The following is a 17,489-nucleotide window of genomic DNA, read 5'->3' on the forward strand; positions in this document are numbered from 1 at the left end:
ATGAACGATTTACAACTCTATATCAACAACGAGCTGGCCGATCTGAGCGATGATAGTCCTATAGCGCTTACCTTCCAGATCAATAATCTGGCTGAGGTAAAGAACCAGCAGGGTCATACCTCCAACCAGTTCAAACTACCGCTTACGCAGCGCAACCGCGCACTGCTCGGCTTTCCGGATGAGATATCTTTTACCAACAATTTGCCTTACACCCAATACCAGTGCAAAGTGATTCAGGATGGCCTGGAAATTATTCCCTTTGGTATTGGCGAGCTCAACAGCATTGAACAGGATACAGCCAATTTCACGGTGCTATCGGGTAACGTGGACTTTTTTGACAGTATTGACGGCAAATTGTATGAAATGGGCGACAAGGCCAGTTCGTGGGGCGCCAAACAACTCTGGAAGCCCTACGATCACCAATGGACGCTGCAAAATGTAGTGAACTCGCAAACCAAAACAGAGGGCTGGATATGGCCCGTGGTAGATTATGGCAAAATAGCTGCCGACTTTAGCGGCATACCACAAATTGATGTACGCAACCTGCGGCCGGGTTTCTTTCTGCATTCGGCTATTGATCTGCTGATGGCTGCTACGGGTTACAAAGCACAGGGCCGCTTATTGAGTGATCCGCTTTATAGAAAGCTGATTGTTCAATTTTCCAATGATAACTTTACACACGGCACTGATTATCAAAATGCAGTTGATGATAGCTCGGTAATTATTTCCAGTTCACAGCCGCAAGATTTCAACCAGTATACGGTCAATCACAGCCCATACAACCGAGTGCTGTTCACCAACACAGTATCGCTGTCTAAAGGAGTATTTGATATTAGCCGGCGCTCGTATACAGCTCCTGAGCACATGAAGGCTACCATCACCTTAAATTATGATGTAAAGGTACGCAGCAACACAAACAATAAGGGCGCTGTGGTTCGCCTTTTCATTCGCGCCAACCCGCCTGGTGGAGGCCCTTACATCGATTATTCAATAAGTGAAAAACACGGTGCCACCGGCAAATGGGGAGATTTTTCTGAGTATAAAAAACAAACTTTATCTGCAGAAGTGGATTTATTAAAAGGCACTGAAGTATTGGTTACCTACTCTATTGAACAATACACCGAAGGCATACTCACCAAAGCCGAATTTAGCATCATCAATAAAAAAGAAGATGTACTGTACACGCACACGGTACAGTGCGAACGTATCTTCCCTGATATCGGCCAAAAAGATTTGTTGAAAGATACCCTGCAGCGTTTCGGTATCGTTTGCCAGGCCGATAACATTAACCGCACAGTTACCTTTGCTTCATTCAGGGATATCGTTAATAATATTCCTATAGCCCGCAACTGGACGGGCAAGTGCCTTAACCAGGGCAAAACCATCAGCTTCCAGCTGGGCGGCTATGCACAGCTGAATTACCTGAAATACAAAGACGATGACAATGTAAAACCCGCCGGACTGGCCAACAGCCAGATCAAGGTAGCAGATACCACACTGGCTGCTACTGCCGACTTGTTCGAAAGTCAGTTTGCCCCCACCCTGAACCGTTACTGGATAGGCGGTACCATAGCACAGATCAGCAAAATTGAGAAGGACGGTGATAATGATGATTTCAGCATCAGTACCCAGCCCCGCATTTTGATTGATGAAAAGCTGGACCTGCGTAAACAGGGCGACCGTAGCGTAAGGTTTACCGACGGCAGCGCCAGCAGCATCACCGTAAACGATACCCTGAGTGTACCCTACTTTGATAAACCCGGCGGCCAGTACAGTTTGTTGTACGACCGGCTGCGCCTGCAATACTACCCCGAACTGGAAAAGATACTAAGCCGCAGCAAAAAGGTGGTGCGCTATTTCCTGCTCACCCCACGAGATATACTGGAGCTCGACCTGCTCATCCCCGTTTACCTCGGGCAGGACAACGCCTACTACTACATCAACAAAATTGACAGTTGGCGCAAAGGGCAGCCTACTAAGGTGGAGTTGGTGTTGCTGGGATAGAATGTGCCCTGCTGTGCATAACTTCATTTGCAACTTTATTAGTCAAGCTTTATATTTAACCAAAAATGTTAGCAACCTTAAAAATGAAGAAAATATTATTTGCCCTAATAACTACCTTTACAACGCTTACCGGTTTCAGTCAATCCGGCACTCATCCATATGGCCCGCTGCCTTACCGGGAACTAGATCAAACCATAGGCGAAACTTACATCGTTTTACTCACTGGTAATAATTCATTTCCCGAAAGTGATGTAATTAAAAAAGCTGACGAACCCCGAAAGCCGGTTTTGTTTAAAGACTTAATCGGTAAAAAGATGAAGCTGATGAGCATAGAGGGACGAAAAGGTAATTTCAAAGACAGCTTGGGAGTAGATTACACTTGTAGCATCATTGATAATACTTTTCCCGAAATAGCTCCACTTAAAGATATAGAAGATGCACGGAGCCTTTTAGTGGGCAAAACTTTGTGGCTAAACAAAGACAAGGCCTTTGCGTCAGCTCTGCCCAATGGTATACTGTCTAATGAAATAGAACTCAATCGCTTTGAACCAGTAAAAATAATTTCTGTTTCTACAGGCACAAATAATAATCGCCCTGTTATTCTTAAATTCAAAACTGCAAAAGGAAAAGAAGCAGTACTTAAAGCAGATGTAAGCGGTACCAATACCGACCACGATCCCCAGTATGTGTTCAACAACATATTTTTCACACAAGACCCTAAAACCATCTACCACTTTACCCCTGCCATTTGGGAAGCGGTCAAGAATATGTCTACCCCTAAAGGCATGCCTGCCGATGCTTTTGAGCTGGTGATCGGCAAGCCCGACCATATCAACTCCTCACAGGTGGGCCATACCTCGCGCCAGCAGTGGGTGTACGGTAAAGACAATAAATTGTTCTTTTACTTTGAGAACGGTAAGTACACCGGTAACCATAATTAATATAAAAAGGCAGTACACTTGATTACTGCCTTAAATTCCTACCAAACTATGCCAATAGGCATTAAAAACATTAACAACTGATGGATGATTTTAAAGATCAGATTAAAGAAACGCAAGCGAGCGCTGAAGCGCTGACCGCCACAGTAAATAAGCTATACCAAAAACTGGGCGACTTAACACAGCAGCAACTGGCGCTGGCACAAAGTGGCCAGGCCAACTCCAGGTATTATGAAAGTTTAACAGGACTGATTGAGAAGTATAAAACCAAAATAGACAGTACTTCAAACAGCCTGACCGCAACCAATAAGATACTAAATGACCAGGAACGGGTGCTGGCAGCCAATCAAAACCGCACACAATTATGGGGAACGGCTTATGAGGGTGCCACCGGAAAAGTTAAAAAACTGTCTGAAGCATCCGGTTTTTTGAGCGAAGTGCTGGGCGAATCTGCCAATGGCTTTAAACCCTTTGTCGAGCACTTGAAAACAGCCACAGAGGTGATGAGTCCGCTAAAGGAAGGTATCAGTAAAGCCAACCAGGCCTATACCGTGTTTCGCGAAGGTATGGCTTCCGGTAAGGGGGTGATGGAATCACTAAAGGGAGTGATGCCCGGCCTCACCGGGGGGATGCAGAATTTTAAAGTGGCGCTGGCCGAAACCGGCATCGGGCTCATCATTGTAGCGGTTGCTGCACTGGTTGAAAAATTGCAGGAATTTAAACCACTGATGGACTGGCTTACTGCGGCTACCGCCGCCGCAGGTGCCGTAATGAGCCAGTTGGGCAATTTGATAATGCACCCTATTGACAGCCTCAAAAACATGAGCGGCGGCATGGTACAGGCCGCTAAGGATGCCTTTGAACTGGCAAAGGCGCAGGAAAACCTGAAAACCACCCTGAGCGCACAGGAAGTGGCCAACAAAAGCATTGAAGACCAGATTGATTTGCTGAAGCAGCATACCGAAAACACCAAACTCAACATTACAGAACGCGAAAAATACCTGCAAAAAGCCCAGGCGCTGGAACAAAAGAATTTTAATACCAATAAAAAGCTGGCCGATCAGGCGCGCACCAATGCCATTGAAGATGCCCGCATTAACGGCGATTTAAATGATAAAGAACTGGCCGCCTTGATAGAGCGCGGCACCCAATACGCCCAGGAAATGCTGAACGAAGGCAAAATTAACCAGGCCCAGTTTGATGCCATTAAAAAAGCAGATTTAGACATCATCAGCCTGCGCAAAGAGCACCGCGATAGCAGCAAGGCCCTGCTGGATGAGGCCGACAAACTGGTGCAGGAGAAAGCCGATAAGAAAAAAGCCCGCGATGAAGCCGCCGCCAAAGCGGCCGAGGAGCGCGCCGCCAAGCCCGGCAGCGCGAGCAGGAAGAAGTGAACCGCATAAACGAATTTATTAAGCAGGCCGACGGCGAGGTGGCCCAGTCAAAAATGCGGCAGGCACAGGAACTGATGACCGGCTATGCCCTGGAGATTAGCAACACCACCCAGCACTACACCGAGCTGATTAATACTTACCAGATATTTATTGACGAGTACGAAAAACTCTCCCTAAAAGACCCCAGGTATGCCAAACAGCATAAAAAGCAATACGAGGCGGCCCAAAATGCTAAAGGGCAGTTAAATGATGAACTTAACGGCAAGCTTTCTGCCATAACCGGTAAATTTGAGCAGGACGGATTTGCCAAACTCGACCTGTACTCAACAGAATTAAATAAAATGGGCAAGTCTGCCAAAGAAATTGCTGAAAAGCAATTACAAACAGATTACAAAAAGCAGGTTGATGATGTTACAGCAATACTTGACCAGAACACAAGTTTTGATCAAAAAGCACAAACCGAACTTTCGACATTAAATGGTGAGAAACTGAATGAAAATGAACAAAAAAGAAAAAAAGAATTAGAGGATTTACAAAAAAATGCGCAAACAAATATCAATAAGGCTAATGATATTTTAGGCCAACTGGAAATCAAAAACACCGATGATCAAAAGAAGCTAAAACAAACATTTGACAACGCCGAAACGCAGGACAAAAAAGAACACTTGGAAGGTGATATTACTGAAGATCAATCCAAAGGCGACTGGAAAAAAGAGTTTCAGCACCGGCAGGAACTGCTTAATTTGGAAACTAAGCAGGCCATTGATGCCGCAGGTGAAAAAGAGGGCGCGATCTATAAAATTAAACAAGAAGCTAAACTTAAGCAGGCACAGTTGGATAAAGCGCGGCAGGCTGCCGAACTAAGCCAGCAAAAGCAATACCTGCAGTCAGCCGACCGTATGGCAGTTGCCCTGGGCAGCATTTTTGGCAAAAATACCATTGCCGCCAGGGTAGCTTTTAAGGCCCACCAGGCCGCCGCCGCCGCACAGGTCATCATGGATACCCGAACTGCAATTATGGGCATCTGGAAAGCCAATTCTGGCATCCCAGTAATTGGTGTACCCAAAGCCATTGCCGAAACCGTAATTGTGGCGGCCACCGGGGCCGCCAACCTGGCCAGCATCATGAAACAAAAGCCCGGCTTTGCCCGTGGCGGCCAGTACCTGTCAGACGGGCGGGGCGCCCTGCTGCCCGGCTACAGCCGCACCGATAATACCAATGCCTACCTGCGCTCGGGCGAGGCGGTGGTGGTATCAGAGGCCATGCGCAACCCCTGGGCGCGCAACCTGGTCAGCGCCATTAACGTGATGCACGGCGGGCGCGATTTTTCGGTTAGCAACCCCGGCCGCGGCTATGCCATAGGCGGCATTTTTACCGATGGCGGCAACGCCAACCGCTACTACAGCCAGCCCATGCAAAACCAGCAGGATTTGGCCAATACCCTGGCCTACCAGATGATCAATAACTTTCCTCCCATTTATGTGGATGTAAAGGATGTAAACAACCAGCAAAACATACTGGCCCAAACTGTAAACCGGGTAAACTTATAGCCTCAATGTGCAAAAATATATTTGCTGAAGTGCAAGGCTAATTTTATATTTACCAATATAATTAGCAACCTGTTACTCATCATGAAATACTTATCACTTTGTATACTCGCGCTGTCAATTGTTATTAACGTAAAAGCACAGTCAAACGGTCAAAACAAACTTTATGGCCCGCTGCCTTACCGGGAATTGAAAAAAACCATAGGAGAAACTTATATTGTTCTACCTACCGGTGGTTATTCATCGCCGGTGAGTTATGTGATCCATAAAGCTGATGAACCCAGGAAGCCGATTCTATTTAAAGAACTGATTGGTAAAAAAATGAAACTATTGAGCATTGATGACCGGAATGGACATTTTCAAGATAGCTTGGGAGTGGAATATCTTTGCTTTATCAGCGATGGCTCTTTTCCTGAAATAGCGCCACTCAAAGATATAGAGGATGCAAAGAACTTGTTGGTGGGCAAAACCCTGTGGCTCAATAAAGACAAAGCTTCAGCTTCGGCCTCCTCTGAACGTATATTGTCTGGCGAGGTGGAACTTAACCGCTTTGAGCCGGTAAAGGTGGTTGCTGTATCTATGGGTGGTAATAATAATTTTCCGGTAATAATTACATTCAAAACTCGAACAGGCAAGCAAGCCGTTATGATGGCAGATATAAGCGGCACCAACACACAGCACATGAGTGGATACCTTTTCAACAACATCTTCTTCACCCAAGACCCCAAAACCCTCTACCACTTTACTCCTGCCATCTGGGAGGCAGTGAAGAATATGTCTACCCCCAAAGGCATGCCTGCTGATGCTTTTGAGCTGGTGATTGGTAAGCCTGATCACATCAACTCCTCGCAGGTGGGCCATACCTCGCGTCAGCAGTGGGTGTATGGTAAGGACAATAAATTGTTTTTTTACTTTGAGAACGGTAAGTATACCGGTAACCGTAATTAAAATGAATAATATAGGCTGCCAAAGACTAAATACTTTGGCAGCGTGTAAAACTTAATTATTGATTTTGCAATTGCTACCTTTTGGTTACTTGTATCGTATTTAAACACAAAGCATATCTAAATCCTCCCGGCACTGCTCCTCTCTTTTTAACTTTCGAATGTTTAATTTTCAGAATTCACACTAATGACTATCCAGTTAGCCAACACCCTGTTCAGCAGCGGCGCATTAGCCGAGCTACATAAGGCCGGTTTCATCAACGATAAAGTATTCCTCTACCGCGAAATCTACCTGTGGGTGCAGGCACGCCAGCAAACCCGTCACATCAGCCGCAACCAGGCGGTAGCTGAGGCCCAGATCCAATTCAACCGCGACCGCCGTACCATCTGGCGCGCCCTGCACACTTTTGCCGATACGGATGCCCCTTTAGCTGCATCAGTTTGAAGAATTTTTCAGCTCATACTATGCCAAACGGCACAATTTGCATAAAAATGAAAAAAGTTGGGGTACTGACACATTTATGTCACCAAAACATTCAAAAATTATACTCATCTTTGAAGTATAGAAACACTAAGGAAAGCCACTTAAATCTTATACCCATCAGGTGCTTCATCACTGTTAAAGCAGTTATCTTTAATTCACTCCTTTTTCGCACATAAGTCAAATCAATACCACTGTCACCCTGAGGTACTCGAAGGGTAGTAGCAGAGACATTCATTAGGAATGACCTGTGAGCCCATACTTCGAGAGCCTCAGCATGACAGGGTGAGTGAAATTGCTAATAACATTTCACTCATCCCCTCACTCCTCCAACAACTCACTCATTCACTTATTCACCACCCATGCCCTACCAAATTTACCTTTATGACACCGATACGGATGATATCGGCTCGGGCAGCCTGTCGGCCGCCGCCCTGCAGGCCCAGCTCACGGCAGCCGGCGACCAGGATGTAGATGTGCACATCAGCTCGGCGGGCGGCTCCGCCTTTGATGCCATTACGATGCACGATCTGCTCAAAAAATACCCCGGCCATGTAACCACCTATATAGATGCCCTGGCCGCCTCGGCTGCCTCCATTGTAGCCATGGGCGGCCACCGTGTGGTAATGAGCAAGTACGCCCTGCTCATGATACACAAGCCCATGGTAGGCAGCGGCGGCAACGCCGATGAACTGCTGAAAGATGTACAGATGCTGAACGCCGTACAAACCCGCCTGGCACAAATTTACATAGACAGAACCGGCTTGGATGCCGCCACCATCAACAGCCTCATTAACGCCGTTACCTGGATGACGGCCGACCAGGCCCTGGCCTTGGGTTTTATTGACCAGGTAGATAATTATCAGGCCACTATTACCAACAGTGCCATCATCAGCCGTTGTACTGGTACTGCTCCTGCTGTTTACCAGCGCTGCCTTAATAAGCTTTTTACTCACTCTAAAAACACCGATAACCAATACACGCACATGAACATGCACAACCACGATCTGGTAGATAAAACCACCAGCATACTCAACAAAATGATGAACTTTTTTAAACGGGTAATGAACAAGCAAACCATCACCGACAAAGGCCCTCTCTACCATACCGGCGAACCTGAGCCCGGCACCGAGGTATACCAGGATGAGGCCATGGAAACACCTGCACCCGATGATGTGTACACCTCGCCCAGCGGCAAGCAACTCACCGTACAGGGCGGCAAAATACAAACCCTTACTCAGCCCGATCCGGATGCTGCCCCAATGGATGACGATGATGCTATGCCCGAAAGCAGGCTGGGTATCAAATCATACACCGGCAATGTGAAAAATCAGGTGGCCGCATTAAAGGCCAAACTGCATGCCCAAAATGCCCTGCTCACCGAAGCCCGCGCCGCCCTCGAAGAGGCCAGCACCCGCCTGAAGCAAACCCGCGATGAAGTGCGCAATGAAATCAAGTCCACCTTTACCCCCGAAGGCTCCAAACGCAGCAACAAGGCCAAAGCCGAAGCTCAACCGTTCTTCGCCCCGCAAAGCCAGCTGGCACAAAACGCCGTTAAAAAGGCGGTAAGGGATGCAAAGTGAAGCCCCCTAACCCCCTGAAGGGGGAACAGAAATTTTCGCTTGCTTACTTGAATTAAAAAAACTTGTCATTGCGAGCGGTAGCGTGGCAATCGCTTGCTATACAGAGCAAAGCTACAGTGCGGCTAATGTATACCACGCGCAGAGGCCTCCGTGCGATGGCCACGTCGTTCCTCCTCGCCATGACAAAACCTTAGTTACAGCTCGCTCTGTAACTCTAATCTTCTACTTAACCTCAATCACCACCTCAAACTCCCTCTTCCGGGGGCCGGTGCCACACCTTTCCCTAAAAGGTTACTCTAATCAAACACAAAAGCTCCCCCTTTAGGGGGCCGGGGGCGAACACAACAATGGCTCAATTTACCTTTACCAACAATACCTATGCCGGCGAAGCGCTGGCCGGGTTTATGGCCAGCACCTTGCTGGAAGCAGATTCTGTAAAACGCGGACTGCTCACTGTGATCAACGATGTAAAATCTCGCAAACTCATCCTGGATGTGGATGATGATGTAAAACTGCAGGACCCCTCCGGCATGTTTAACGACCAGGGCACCACTGCCACCCAAACCGAAAGCTGGCTGGACCCGGTGGTATACGAATTTATGAAACAGGAACAATGGGACAAACTGGTGCAAAGCTGGGAAGCCCAAAGTTTAGCTCCCGGCGCCTTCGGCGATTACGAAGGCGTGGTTGACCTGAGCGACTTTATGGTACAGCGCTACCTCACCAAAATTCAAATTGCCAACGAGCGCCTGTACTGGCTGGGTAAATCGGCCACTAAAGAGGCGGCTTTCAGCCAGGAGTTTAAAGGTCTGCTGCCTTCTATTGCTGCCAGTGACAGTGTATTTAAAGTAGGGCTGAATAAACCGGCCACTTCTATGGCGGCATCAGGCATCAATTCATCAGGCGTGGTTACCGTAAGCAGCACCGCCGCCCTCCGCGATGGTGATGTAGTTACGATCAGCGCTGTAACCGGCACTACCAAAGATACTACCAATGCTCCAGCAGTAACAATTGATGTGCAGGGGCAATCGTACTTCATTCAGGTACTGGATGCTACCTCATTCAAACTGGTGCGTAACTACAACGAAATCAATACCCGTAAAGCTGCTACATTTACCGGCTCGGCAGCATCAGCCACGGTAAACTATATTAATGCCAGCAACGTATTGGGTGTACTGAGCGGCGTATATTCGCAGCTTGACCCGGCCGACCGTGTGCAGGATGATTTCAACCTGCAGATTCCGCTGCATGTAGGCTATGCTTATGCACAGGCACAAGCCGATAAGGCAGTAAACGTACTGAATGCCTTTACCGATAAAAAGAAGATGGATTACCTGGGCATTCCACTGCAATTGATGAACCACTGGCAGGCCAATACCATACTGGGTGCCCGCAGTTCCAACCTGTTCCTGGGTGTTGATTTACTGGGCGATGCTTCCGAACTATCCACCGTATACCTCAAACCCTACACCAACGACAACGTGGTGCGCATGAAGGCCCGCATGAAAGCCGCCGTCAACTTCAAATTCGCCAACGAACTGTTTTACTTATCAGCGTAAGTCTCATTTCAAAACTTCACTACGCCACATTTCAAACAAACTTTTTGTCCCGTAAGGACTACCCGTTTATAGCATAAATGCCTTTTGGTTTGCCCTGTAAGGGCTACCCTTTTCATACTTCATTAATGGGTAACTTCTAACGGAGCAATAATTGGATTACTTCATCATTTCTACAAACAGGCAGCCCCATGGGGCAAATGAAATGAAATGAAATCACAGATCTCCTCTTAAATAGAACCTACCAACACAAAATAACTATTTAATAATTAAGCCCGATTTCCCTCCTCTGGGACTGGGACTCAATAACTTTACTATGTCTATTTACAATAAAATCAGCGCCGGGTTCAGCCTGGCCGCCGGCGAGCCGGTAACCTCAGGTATTGAAGATGTAATTTATATTTTCAATCAGGATGAAATCACTTTAACTTTCGATGCTGCTAACCCTCTGATTGTAACCGGCCTGGCTGCCGTAAGCAGCGCCAAAGTTTACAAGTTTGAAGGCACCAATAACAGCTTCAACGCCATCTCCAAACTCACCAAAACCCAGGTAGGCCCACGCTATACCGAGGAGATTGACTTTAACATTGCAGGCCTTTCGGTAGCCGTAAAAAACCAGTTGCGCGCCATGGGTTATGGCAGAGTACAGGCCATCGTCATCAACAACTACAAAGCCAGTGATTCGGCCATCGAATTATTCGGCGCTGTAAACGGCCTGATGCTTACCGATGCCGAGCGCAACGCTGCCGACGAAACCATTGAGGGCGGCTACAAACTGAAGCTAACCAATCCCGACAAGCTAAAAGAGCCTTATCCACCACGTGCGGTATCTATAGCCCCACAAAGCGGTACCGCTACCTACGCCAGCACCCTGGCTGCACTGGAAGCATTAGCCGTTTAATCTGATAAACCGAAATAAAGGGTAAGGTACTGTGCTTAAACTCTCGACCTTACCCTCATTATAAAAAAAACCAAATCAATGACTAAAAAATATGTTCTAAAACCCGGCAAGCACCAGTTCGCTCCGGGTGAAGCCGCCATACACGACAACCAAAGCCTGACGGATGATGAGGCCCGTTGGTACCTGGAAGAATATCCGCACATTGCTAAACTGTTTCTTCACATACCGGATGAAGAAGATGACTTTGAGCTATCAGATGAATATTGTTAGCCGTTCTCTTCCGCAACTACATCTCCTTCGCTTCCCAAGCTTTTCTACGGCTATCCTACCTGTAGTGTATTAACCTTCAATCTCATTTATTCATGAAAACTTATTTACCGCAAATTGAGCGCAGGCTATTCGTACGGCCCAACCAAACTTTCGGCATCCTGAACTACGATGCTGATAATGCCTATCCTCAGCGAATGCTTGAGCTGGTAGCTGCCTCACCTACCGCCAAAGATTGCTGGAACAAACGGGCCAAATACATTGCCGGCAATGGCTTTGAAAACCAAGAGCTGGGCAAGCAAATCATAAATGCGGCTGGCCTCAATTTAAATAAATTATTAAAAGCTGTGGCTACTGATAAAGCCCTGTTTAATGGGTTTGGTATTCACCTTAACTACAACGCTAATTACAAAATCGCATCAGCACAATACGTCAGGTTTGAAGACATTCGCATAGGCGATACTGACTGTAAAGAAACCCAAGGAAAATTCGCCGTGTATTCTGACTGGAGCCGCCGCACTTGGAAAAACATCACCCGCTCAAAAATCAATTTCCTTGCTGCCTATAACCCCAACCCAGAGGTAATCATTGAACAAGTGGTGGCAGCTGGTGGCTGGGATCAGTACAAAGGTCAGTTGTATTATTTCAACCCAGAAGTGGATGATTACCCATTAATTGAAGCTGATAGCGTTTGGGAAGATTTTGAGACAGAAGCCGGTATCAAAGCCTTCAGCAACCGCGAAGTTACTACAGGCTTTTTACCATCTACCATGCTGTTTATGCAAGCGCGCAGAGAAGAATCAGACAACAGCAAAGATAACAGTGCCTCTCCCGGCAAAGCTGCCCCCTCGCAACTGGAGAAAGATTTAGGCGCATTTCAGGGTACCAAAAGCGCCCAGAAAATCATTGTAATTGAGTACGAAGATGAAGCTTCTAAACCAGAATTTAAGCCTTATGCTATTCAAAACAATGATAAATTGTTTGAAACTACAGAAAAATCGGTAGAAGCGCGTATCATCAAAGGGTTCTCTATCCCAAAGGAACTCATTAATGCCGAAAAATCATCAGGCCTGAGCAATGGCGGCGAAAAGAAACAAGCCATTAAAGAATTTAATGATAACACCGCGCCTGACCGTCAGGAACTGTCGGAAGTTTTTGCAGAACTGTTTGAAAACTTCTGTACGGAGCTAAACACTAAAGGCAACTGGAATATCACGCCCATCCCAGCGCAGGTAGCTGATGACAATGCCGGCATAATGGCTGGTAACAGTTTAAACGCGCTACTACTGTCTGAACTGCCGGCTGCAAACAAAAAAGCCATCCTGATTTACGCTTACGGTTTTAAGCCGGCCGAAGCTGAAGCTATGGTAAGCTTTGAGCGTCAACTTTAAATTTTATACTTATGAACACACCTCTTTTGCTCAATGCTGAACAGATACGGCAATACGAAGATTTGTCTGCCAATATTAAACAACAGCGCCTTGGCAATTTTATTAAAAAAGCCCAAGAACTTGACTTAAAGCCTTTTTTAGGGCATGCCTTTTACTACCAATTGCTCAATTTCTTTACTGCCGAAAATACTTTGACCGAAAGCACACCTCAGTGCTACCAAGATTTGTATAATGGCTGTAGCTATACCGACCAAGCTGGCCATACTCTTAGTTTTGACGGTATAATTCCAGCCCTGTCATACTTCACGCTTGCCCGCTTTACAGAATCCGATGCGATACATTTTACGGCTTCGGGGCCGGTAGCTAAACAGCAGGAAAACACCAATTGCCTCAAACCGGCTGAGATCACTAAACTGGTTCAGCAGCAGCGCAGCATAGCCAACGCCTATTTGCGCGACGTGGAAAAGTATCTGCAGGCTAATAAGGCGCAATTTCCTTTATGGCATTACAACGAAAAAAATGCCAGCGCCAGGCAGCCGGGTCCTCGAATAAGAGGAATAGATAAAACAGAATTTAATTACCCTAACGGCAATGTAGCGGCCTCAATCCTGTACATGCCGGATCAATTACTATAATTATGCCGTCAGATCAGAAAATAAGCGAATTACCTGTAGCCAATGCTATAGTTAATTCAGATGCCAGCTTGCTCGTCAACAACGGGTCCGACTATCAATTTACCATGTCGTTACTACTGCAGTATGTAAGCAGTAACATCAATACAGGTATTAATTTTAGTTCAGGTACAATATTACCTCAAAATACAGCAGGAAAAAACGGAGATGTATTTCTAAACACCACGAACGGCGCAATTGCACAAAAAAGTGCGGGCAGTTGGATAATTATTTATACGCCTGCAGTTCAACCGGCTAATTATTCAGGCAATACCTTATTGTACGGCTTGGGTGTACCGGCCCCTGCACTGGGTGCAGATGGTGATTCTTACATCAATACTGCAGATGGTACCTTTTTTAAAAAGACTATCGGAATCTGGAAACAAACTTTTTCGATGCAAAGTGGCCCTGCTGGTCCGGTGGGCGTAAAAGGTGATACCGGCCTTCCCGGAAGCAATGGCAACAGTTTATTAAACGGCAGCACCAACCCATCCAACCAGAACACAGGAAAGGATGGCGATTTCTACCTGAACGCGAATACTTACACCCTGTTCGGCCCGAAAGCTAACGGCATTTGGGGTGCAGGCACGGCCTTGATCCAAAGTCCGCCGCTGCCAGTCGTGATTGACATTCCCGTCGGAACTACAGTACCTGTCACCATTAATGAATACCAATCTGCTTACGCTGAGTATTCCGATTACCCGACGCTGCTCATTCAGGAAGTAACCAGCTCAGCAACAGTAAAGGAACGCACAGATATTCAACCCATCCGCCAGTTCAAAAATGGCAAACTGGACAGCATTAGATTGGATATACCCGGCAATGATGCGAATACTACAATTAATCATTTACAACTCATTATTAAAGCATGAAACATCTATTAAAACTTTTATCACTGATGGTATGCGTCTGGACCACAGCAGCATACAGTCAAACCGACCGATTGCCGGCCAATGCCACGAGCACTCAACAACAGGGTTATTTGGTTAATCCTACGGATACCCTTAGCCGCCAAACCTGGCTCTATTACGGTAACAGAAAAGCCGACCGCATGGTACGTTACCCCGAGCTGCTGCGCACTTATATTGTGAACCAGCAGTACGCAAAACATTATGCCGACAGTTTGACGTTTGTACAAAATGTAAATAACTATAAACGAATTGATAGCCTGAAACAGGTAACAGCCAAGCTGAATCAAAATAACACGTTCAGCAATGCAGCCACACCAAATCTCATTACTGAAATAGGAGCAAATGGGGTAACTGTTGGTAACACGAATGCAGGTACCTTTTTTTCCATACAAGGTATCGGCAATTATATAGCATTTCAAAATGCGGCACAACTTACGCGTATACAGCCTGTATTAGGTGCGAGTTCATACATTGCAATTCCGCAGGGAAAGGGAATAAATACTAACTACGATACATTCGCAACTTTATCAGATTTAGCTAAATTTTCCGAAAACGGAAGTAGCCCGACCCAAAGTCGTACTAATGCTCAAAATGACAGTACTTATATTGTACACTTTCCTAATATTGCACAAATGCAGGCTTATAGCGGCCCGGCTACAGAGTGTGTGGTAGATGCGCCCGGCAGCGGGGGCAGTTTCAGCTATTCTCCGGCTGTTAACAATAGTAACACATTTTCCAGATTTACAGCTATCGGTAAAGGTACAGGTTTGTGGGTAAGAATATATAATTACTCACTTGGCATTCCTATTACGCATGATCCACGTGTACAGCGCAGCAATATTAACACCAGTACACTGATACCTGAAATCGGTTATACGGAGAATGGACCGTACATTCAACAAATGCTTAATACTTTTACTCGAAAGGCGATTAAGCTACTCATTCCCCATACCTCGCCTGGTACTGCCTTCATCATTTCAGGCATCAAGGTTGGCCAAAATACAACTATTGAAGGGCAGGATGCCATTCATGCACAACAAACTACTTCAGACACCTTAAAATTTTCCCCACTTAGCCACATTGTGAGTGTGGGTGGCTTTATCAGCCATCAAACTGATAGTAATTATCGCAATCAAGGGTTGATTTTACGAAGGCTTTCTATCACAGGCTCAGGTAAAAACAATGGATACAATGGAGTCGATTTCAATCGAAACAATGCTTACGCAGGTGCAAATGTACAATACAGGGATAGTGGTGTACCTATTATTGAGCAATGCTATATTCAAGGTTTTAGTACCCCAATCAATTTGCGGCTGGCTAATGATGTACGTATTTTATACTGCCATTTTCAGGATTACAATGTGGCCATCAGGGGGGGCAAAAATTCTAATTATATTCTGCGTCCTGATTTTTTCGTAGGTGATACTGCTGCTATTCTAAAAGGTACGCTAAACATTGTAAAAGATGCTATCATTGAACCGGGCGCTGATAAGATGGGTATCATTGCAGATAGTTTAAACCAGTCTACCTTAGATGTGCTCACTCAAAACACTTCGCGTGGTATTTGGCTGCGAAATGGCAGCTACGGAGTAGCCATCACTGGCAGAACTGTTATGCAGGGTGGCGAAGCTATTCGCATTGAGAATGCAGGTGCGGTGAACGGTGCAAATTCTGGCATCCGCATTAGTATGGATTTTGTGAATCAATCCACACCATCTATTAATATCATTAATACACAGCGGGTTATTATTGCAGGTTCTACCTGGGCAAGGGTAGCCAATGGTTCGCATTATGCTATTACCGGCAGCGGCAGTTCATCGGTGAGTGTTGGGCATAATGATTACGGAGAGTATACAGACGTAAACAAGATCAACGCCTCAGCACTAACCATTTTAGACGGAGACTATGTGAGCAATCCGCGCATTATTAACAATACAGCATCATTAAAACTGTATAATCCCAACAGTAATAATTATTACAGTTATGGTACTATTTCCGGCTCTATAAATGGCTACGCTTATAACAACGGCGCACCCGATTTAAACTCGCAAATATCATTTAAGGCTGCTGAAAACCAGTCTGGTAGCGCTCTGGGCAGTGCCATTGATTTTAAAATAAAGAAAAGCGGCCAAACGTCACTTTTTACGGGCCTTACGCTGGATGGTTCCGGCCTTACACTTTCGGGGCTTGGAAACACAAATGCGGTAAAGCATTTTAATGCCGGGTTTGGTAGCTATGATGGTGAGTTTATGCAGGCTGTGAATGGTAACCGGAATTTAGATTTATCCTTGTTCCCGGCCGGTACTGCTACCACATCCAGAATCAGATTCAACAATAGTAGCAACACTTCAAATTATGCTTCATTAAATGTAGTTGCTGCGTTAGATAGCGCAGTGATTGCTCCCATGAGCACCGGCACCCCTACTACACTGATGCCTAATCTTGTTTTTGGCAGTACAGCGCAAGGTTACATTTGGCAAAAAATTTATGTTCGAGCCTCTCAACTACTGCAGTTGCCAAGTACTACTGTTGCGCCACTGATTACTGTGGGTAAACTAAAAGGCGGCTCCGCCACGCCTGCAATAACATCGGGCACAGGTGCAGGCGCAGGGGCAGTTGTCAGCATCAGTGGCACCGACCTTTCAGGTACCATTACGCTAACTACCGGTAGTAGTCCTGTAGCTGGTGCTGCCATTGCTACAGTAACCTTTAACAGCGCTTACGCAACCGCGCCACGTAAAGGCGGTAGTCCGGCTGCAGGTAACGCTGCTACGGCCAGCCTTAGCGGTGTACAAGCCCCCTACTATACTACAACTACAGGCGCATTAGTACTCAATGCCAACACCACGGCATTGGCTCCCAACACCACTTATGTGTGGGATTATACTTTAACCCAATAAC

The 17,489-nt window shown here is 46.3% G+C and carries 14 protein-coding genes; all 14 read left to right on the forward strand.

From position 1 onward, the window contains the following. The 14 genes from ACYVNW_RS07535 to ACYVNW_RS07600 all read left to right on the forward strand — a co-directional run bounded on the left by ACYVNW_RS07535 (position 1) and on the right by ACYVNW_RS07600 (position 17,488). The gene (locus tag ACYVNW_RS07535) at positions 1-2,004 is read left to right on the forward strand and encodes a hypothetical protein (RefSeq protein ID WP_460679238.1); all 2,004 of its coding nucleotides are present in this window, start codon (positions 1-3) and stop codon (positions 2,002-2,004) included. 83 nt (positions 2,005-2,087) lie between these two features. After that, complete coding sequence (locus ACYVNW_RS07540) at positions 2,088-2,945, forward strand: hypothetical protein (RefSeq protein ID WP_460679239.1); 858 nt, start codon at positions 2,088-2,090, stop codon at positions 2,943-2,945. An 80-nt stretch (positions 2,946-3,025) separates the two neighbouring features. Next, complete coding sequence (locus ACYVNW_RS07545) at positions 3,026-4,336, forward strand: hypothetical protein (RefSeq protein WP_460679240.1); 1,311 nt, start codon at positions 3,026-3,028, stop codon at positions 4,334-4,336. Further along, a complete protein-coding gene (locus ACYVNW_RS07550) occupies positions 4,333-5,886 on the forward strand; it encodes a hypothetical protein (RefSeq protein ID WP_460679241.1) in 1,554 nt (517 codons plus the stop codon). The genes ACYVNW_RS07545 and ACYVNW_RS07550 overlap by 4 nt, the downstream gene beginning before the upstream one ends. An 81-nt stretch (positions 5,887-5,967) precedes the next feature. Beyond that, positions 5,968-6,831 carry a hypothetical protein gene (locus ACYVNW_RS07555; protein ID WP_460679242.1) on the forward strand — a complete coding sequence of 288 codons (864 nt, stop codon included), beginning with the start codon at positions 5,968-5,970 and terminating at the stop codon, positions 6,829-6,831. Between the two features lie 183 nt (positions 6,832-7,014). Continuing rightward, positions 7,015-7,272 (forward strand): hypothetical protein, encoded by a 258-nt coding sequence (locus tag ACYVNW_RS07560; protein WP_460679243.1) that lies wholly within the window; start codon positions 7,015-7,017, stop codon positions 7,270-7,272. 398 nt (positions 7,273-7,670) lie between these two features. Further along, the gene (locus ACYVNW_RS07565; RefSeq protein ID WP_460679244.1) at positions 7,671-8,891 is read left to right on the forward strand and encodes a head maturation protease, ClpP-related; all 1,221 of its coding nucleotides are present in this window, start codon (positions 7,671-7,673) and stop codon (positions 8,889-8,891) included. Positions 8,892-9,238: 347 nt separating this feature from the next. Continuing rightward, positions 9,239-10,450, forward strand: coding sequence for a hypothetical protein (locus tag ACYVNW_RS07570; RefSeq protein ID WP_460679245.1), 1,212 nt, complete (start codon positions 9,239-9,241; stop codon positions 10,448-10,450). A 313-nt stretch (positions 10,451-10,763) separates the two neighbouring features. Next, positions 10,764-11,348 (forward strand): hypothetical protein, encoded by a 585-nt coding sequence (locus ACYVNW_RS07575; protein WP_460679246.1) that lies wholly within the window; start codon positions 10,764-10,766, stop codon positions 11,346-11,348. Between the two features lie 78 nt (positions 11,349-11,426). Beyond that, the gene (locus ACYVNW_RS07580) at positions 11,427-11,618 is read left to right on the forward strand and encodes a hypothetical protein (protein WP_460679247.1); all 192 of its coding nucleotides are present in this window, start codon (positions 11,427-11,429) and stop codon (positions 11,616-11,618) included. Between the two features lie 92 nt (positions 11,619-11,710). Further along, a complete protein-coding gene (locus ACYVNW_RS07585) occupies positions 11,711-13,006 on the forward strand; it encodes a hypothetical protein (RefSeq protein ID WP_460679248.1) in 1,296 nt (431 codons plus the stop codon). A gap of 11 nt (positions 13,007-13,017) precedes the next feature. Beyond that, entirely contained in the window at positions 13,018-13,641 is a 624-nt protein-coding gene (locus ACYVNW_RS07590; protein WP_460679249.1) for a DUF6712 family protein, read from the forward strand. 2 nt (positions 13,642-13,643) lie between these two features. After that, complete coding sequence (locus ACYVNW_RS07595) at positions 13,644-14,549, forward strand: hypothetical protein (protein ID WP_460679250.1); 906 nt, start codon at positions 13,644-13,646, stop codon at positions 14,547-14,549. Next, complete coding sequence (locus ACYVNW_RS07600) at positions 14,546-17,488, forward strand: hypothetical protein (protein WP_460679251.1); 2,943 nt, start codon at positions 14,546-14,548, stop codon at positions 17,486-17,488. The genes ACYVNW_RS07595 and ACYVNW_RS07600 overlap by 4 nt, the downstream gene beginning before the upstream one ends. Position 17,489 lies beyond the last annotated feature (1 nt).

It is taken from the genome of Mucilaginibacter koreensis (assembly GCF_054783355.1).

Bases quoted from the DNA above. Each gene is read 5' to 3' on its own strand.
- ACYVNW_RS07595 (WP_460679250.1), top strand. From the start codon at position 13,644: ATGCCGTCAGATCAGAAAATAAGCGAATTACCTGTAGCCAATGCTATA.
- ACYVNW_RS07590 (WP_460679249.1), top strand. From the start codon at position 13,018: ATGAACACACCTCTTTTGCTCAATGCTGAACAGATACGGCAATACGAA.
- ACYVNW_RS07545 (WP_460679240.1), top strand. From the start codon at position 3,026: ATGGATGATTTTAAAGATCAGATTAAAGAAACGCAAGCGAGCGCTGAA.
- ACYVNW_RS07560 (WP_460679243.1), top strand. From the start codon at position 7,015: ATGACTATCCAGTTAGCCAACACCCTGTTCAGCAGCGGCGCATTAGCC.
- ACYVNW_RS07535 (WP_460679238.1), top strand. From the start codon at position 1: ATGAACGATTTACAACTCTATATCAACAACGAGCTGGCCGATCTGAGC.
- ACYVNW_RS07600 (WP_460679251.1), top strand. From the start codon at position 14,546: ATGAAACATCTATTAAAACTTTTATCACTGATGGTATGCGTCTGGACC.
- ACYVNW_RS07575 (WP_460679246.1), top strand. From the start codon at position 10,764: ATGTCTATTTACAATAAAATCAGCGCCGGGTTCAGCCTGGCCGCCGGC.
- ACYVNW_RS07540 (WP_460679239.1), top strand. From the start codon at position 2,088: ATGAAGAAAATATTATTTGCCCTAATAACTACCTTTACAACGCTTACC.
- ACYVNW_RS07565 (WP_460679244.1), top strand. From the start codon at position 7,671: ATGCCCTACCAAATTTACCTTTATGACACCGATACGGATGATATCGGC.
- ACYVNW_RS07585 (WP_460679248.1), top strand. From the start codon at position 11,711: ATGAAAACTTATTTACCGCAAATTGAGCGCAGGCTATTCGTACGGCCC.
- ACYVNW_RS07580 (WP_460679247.1), top strand. From the start codon at position 11,427: ATGACTAAAAAATATGTTCTAAAACCCGGCAAGCACCAGTTCGCTCCG.
- ACYVNW_RS07555 (WP_460679242.1), top strand. From the start codon at position 5,968: ATGAAATACTTATCACTTTGTATACTCGCGCTGTCAATTGTTATTAAC.
- ACYVNW_RS07570 (WP_460679245.1), top strand. From the start codon at position 9,239: ATGGCTCAATTTACCTTTACCAACAATACCTATGCCGGCGAAGCGCTG.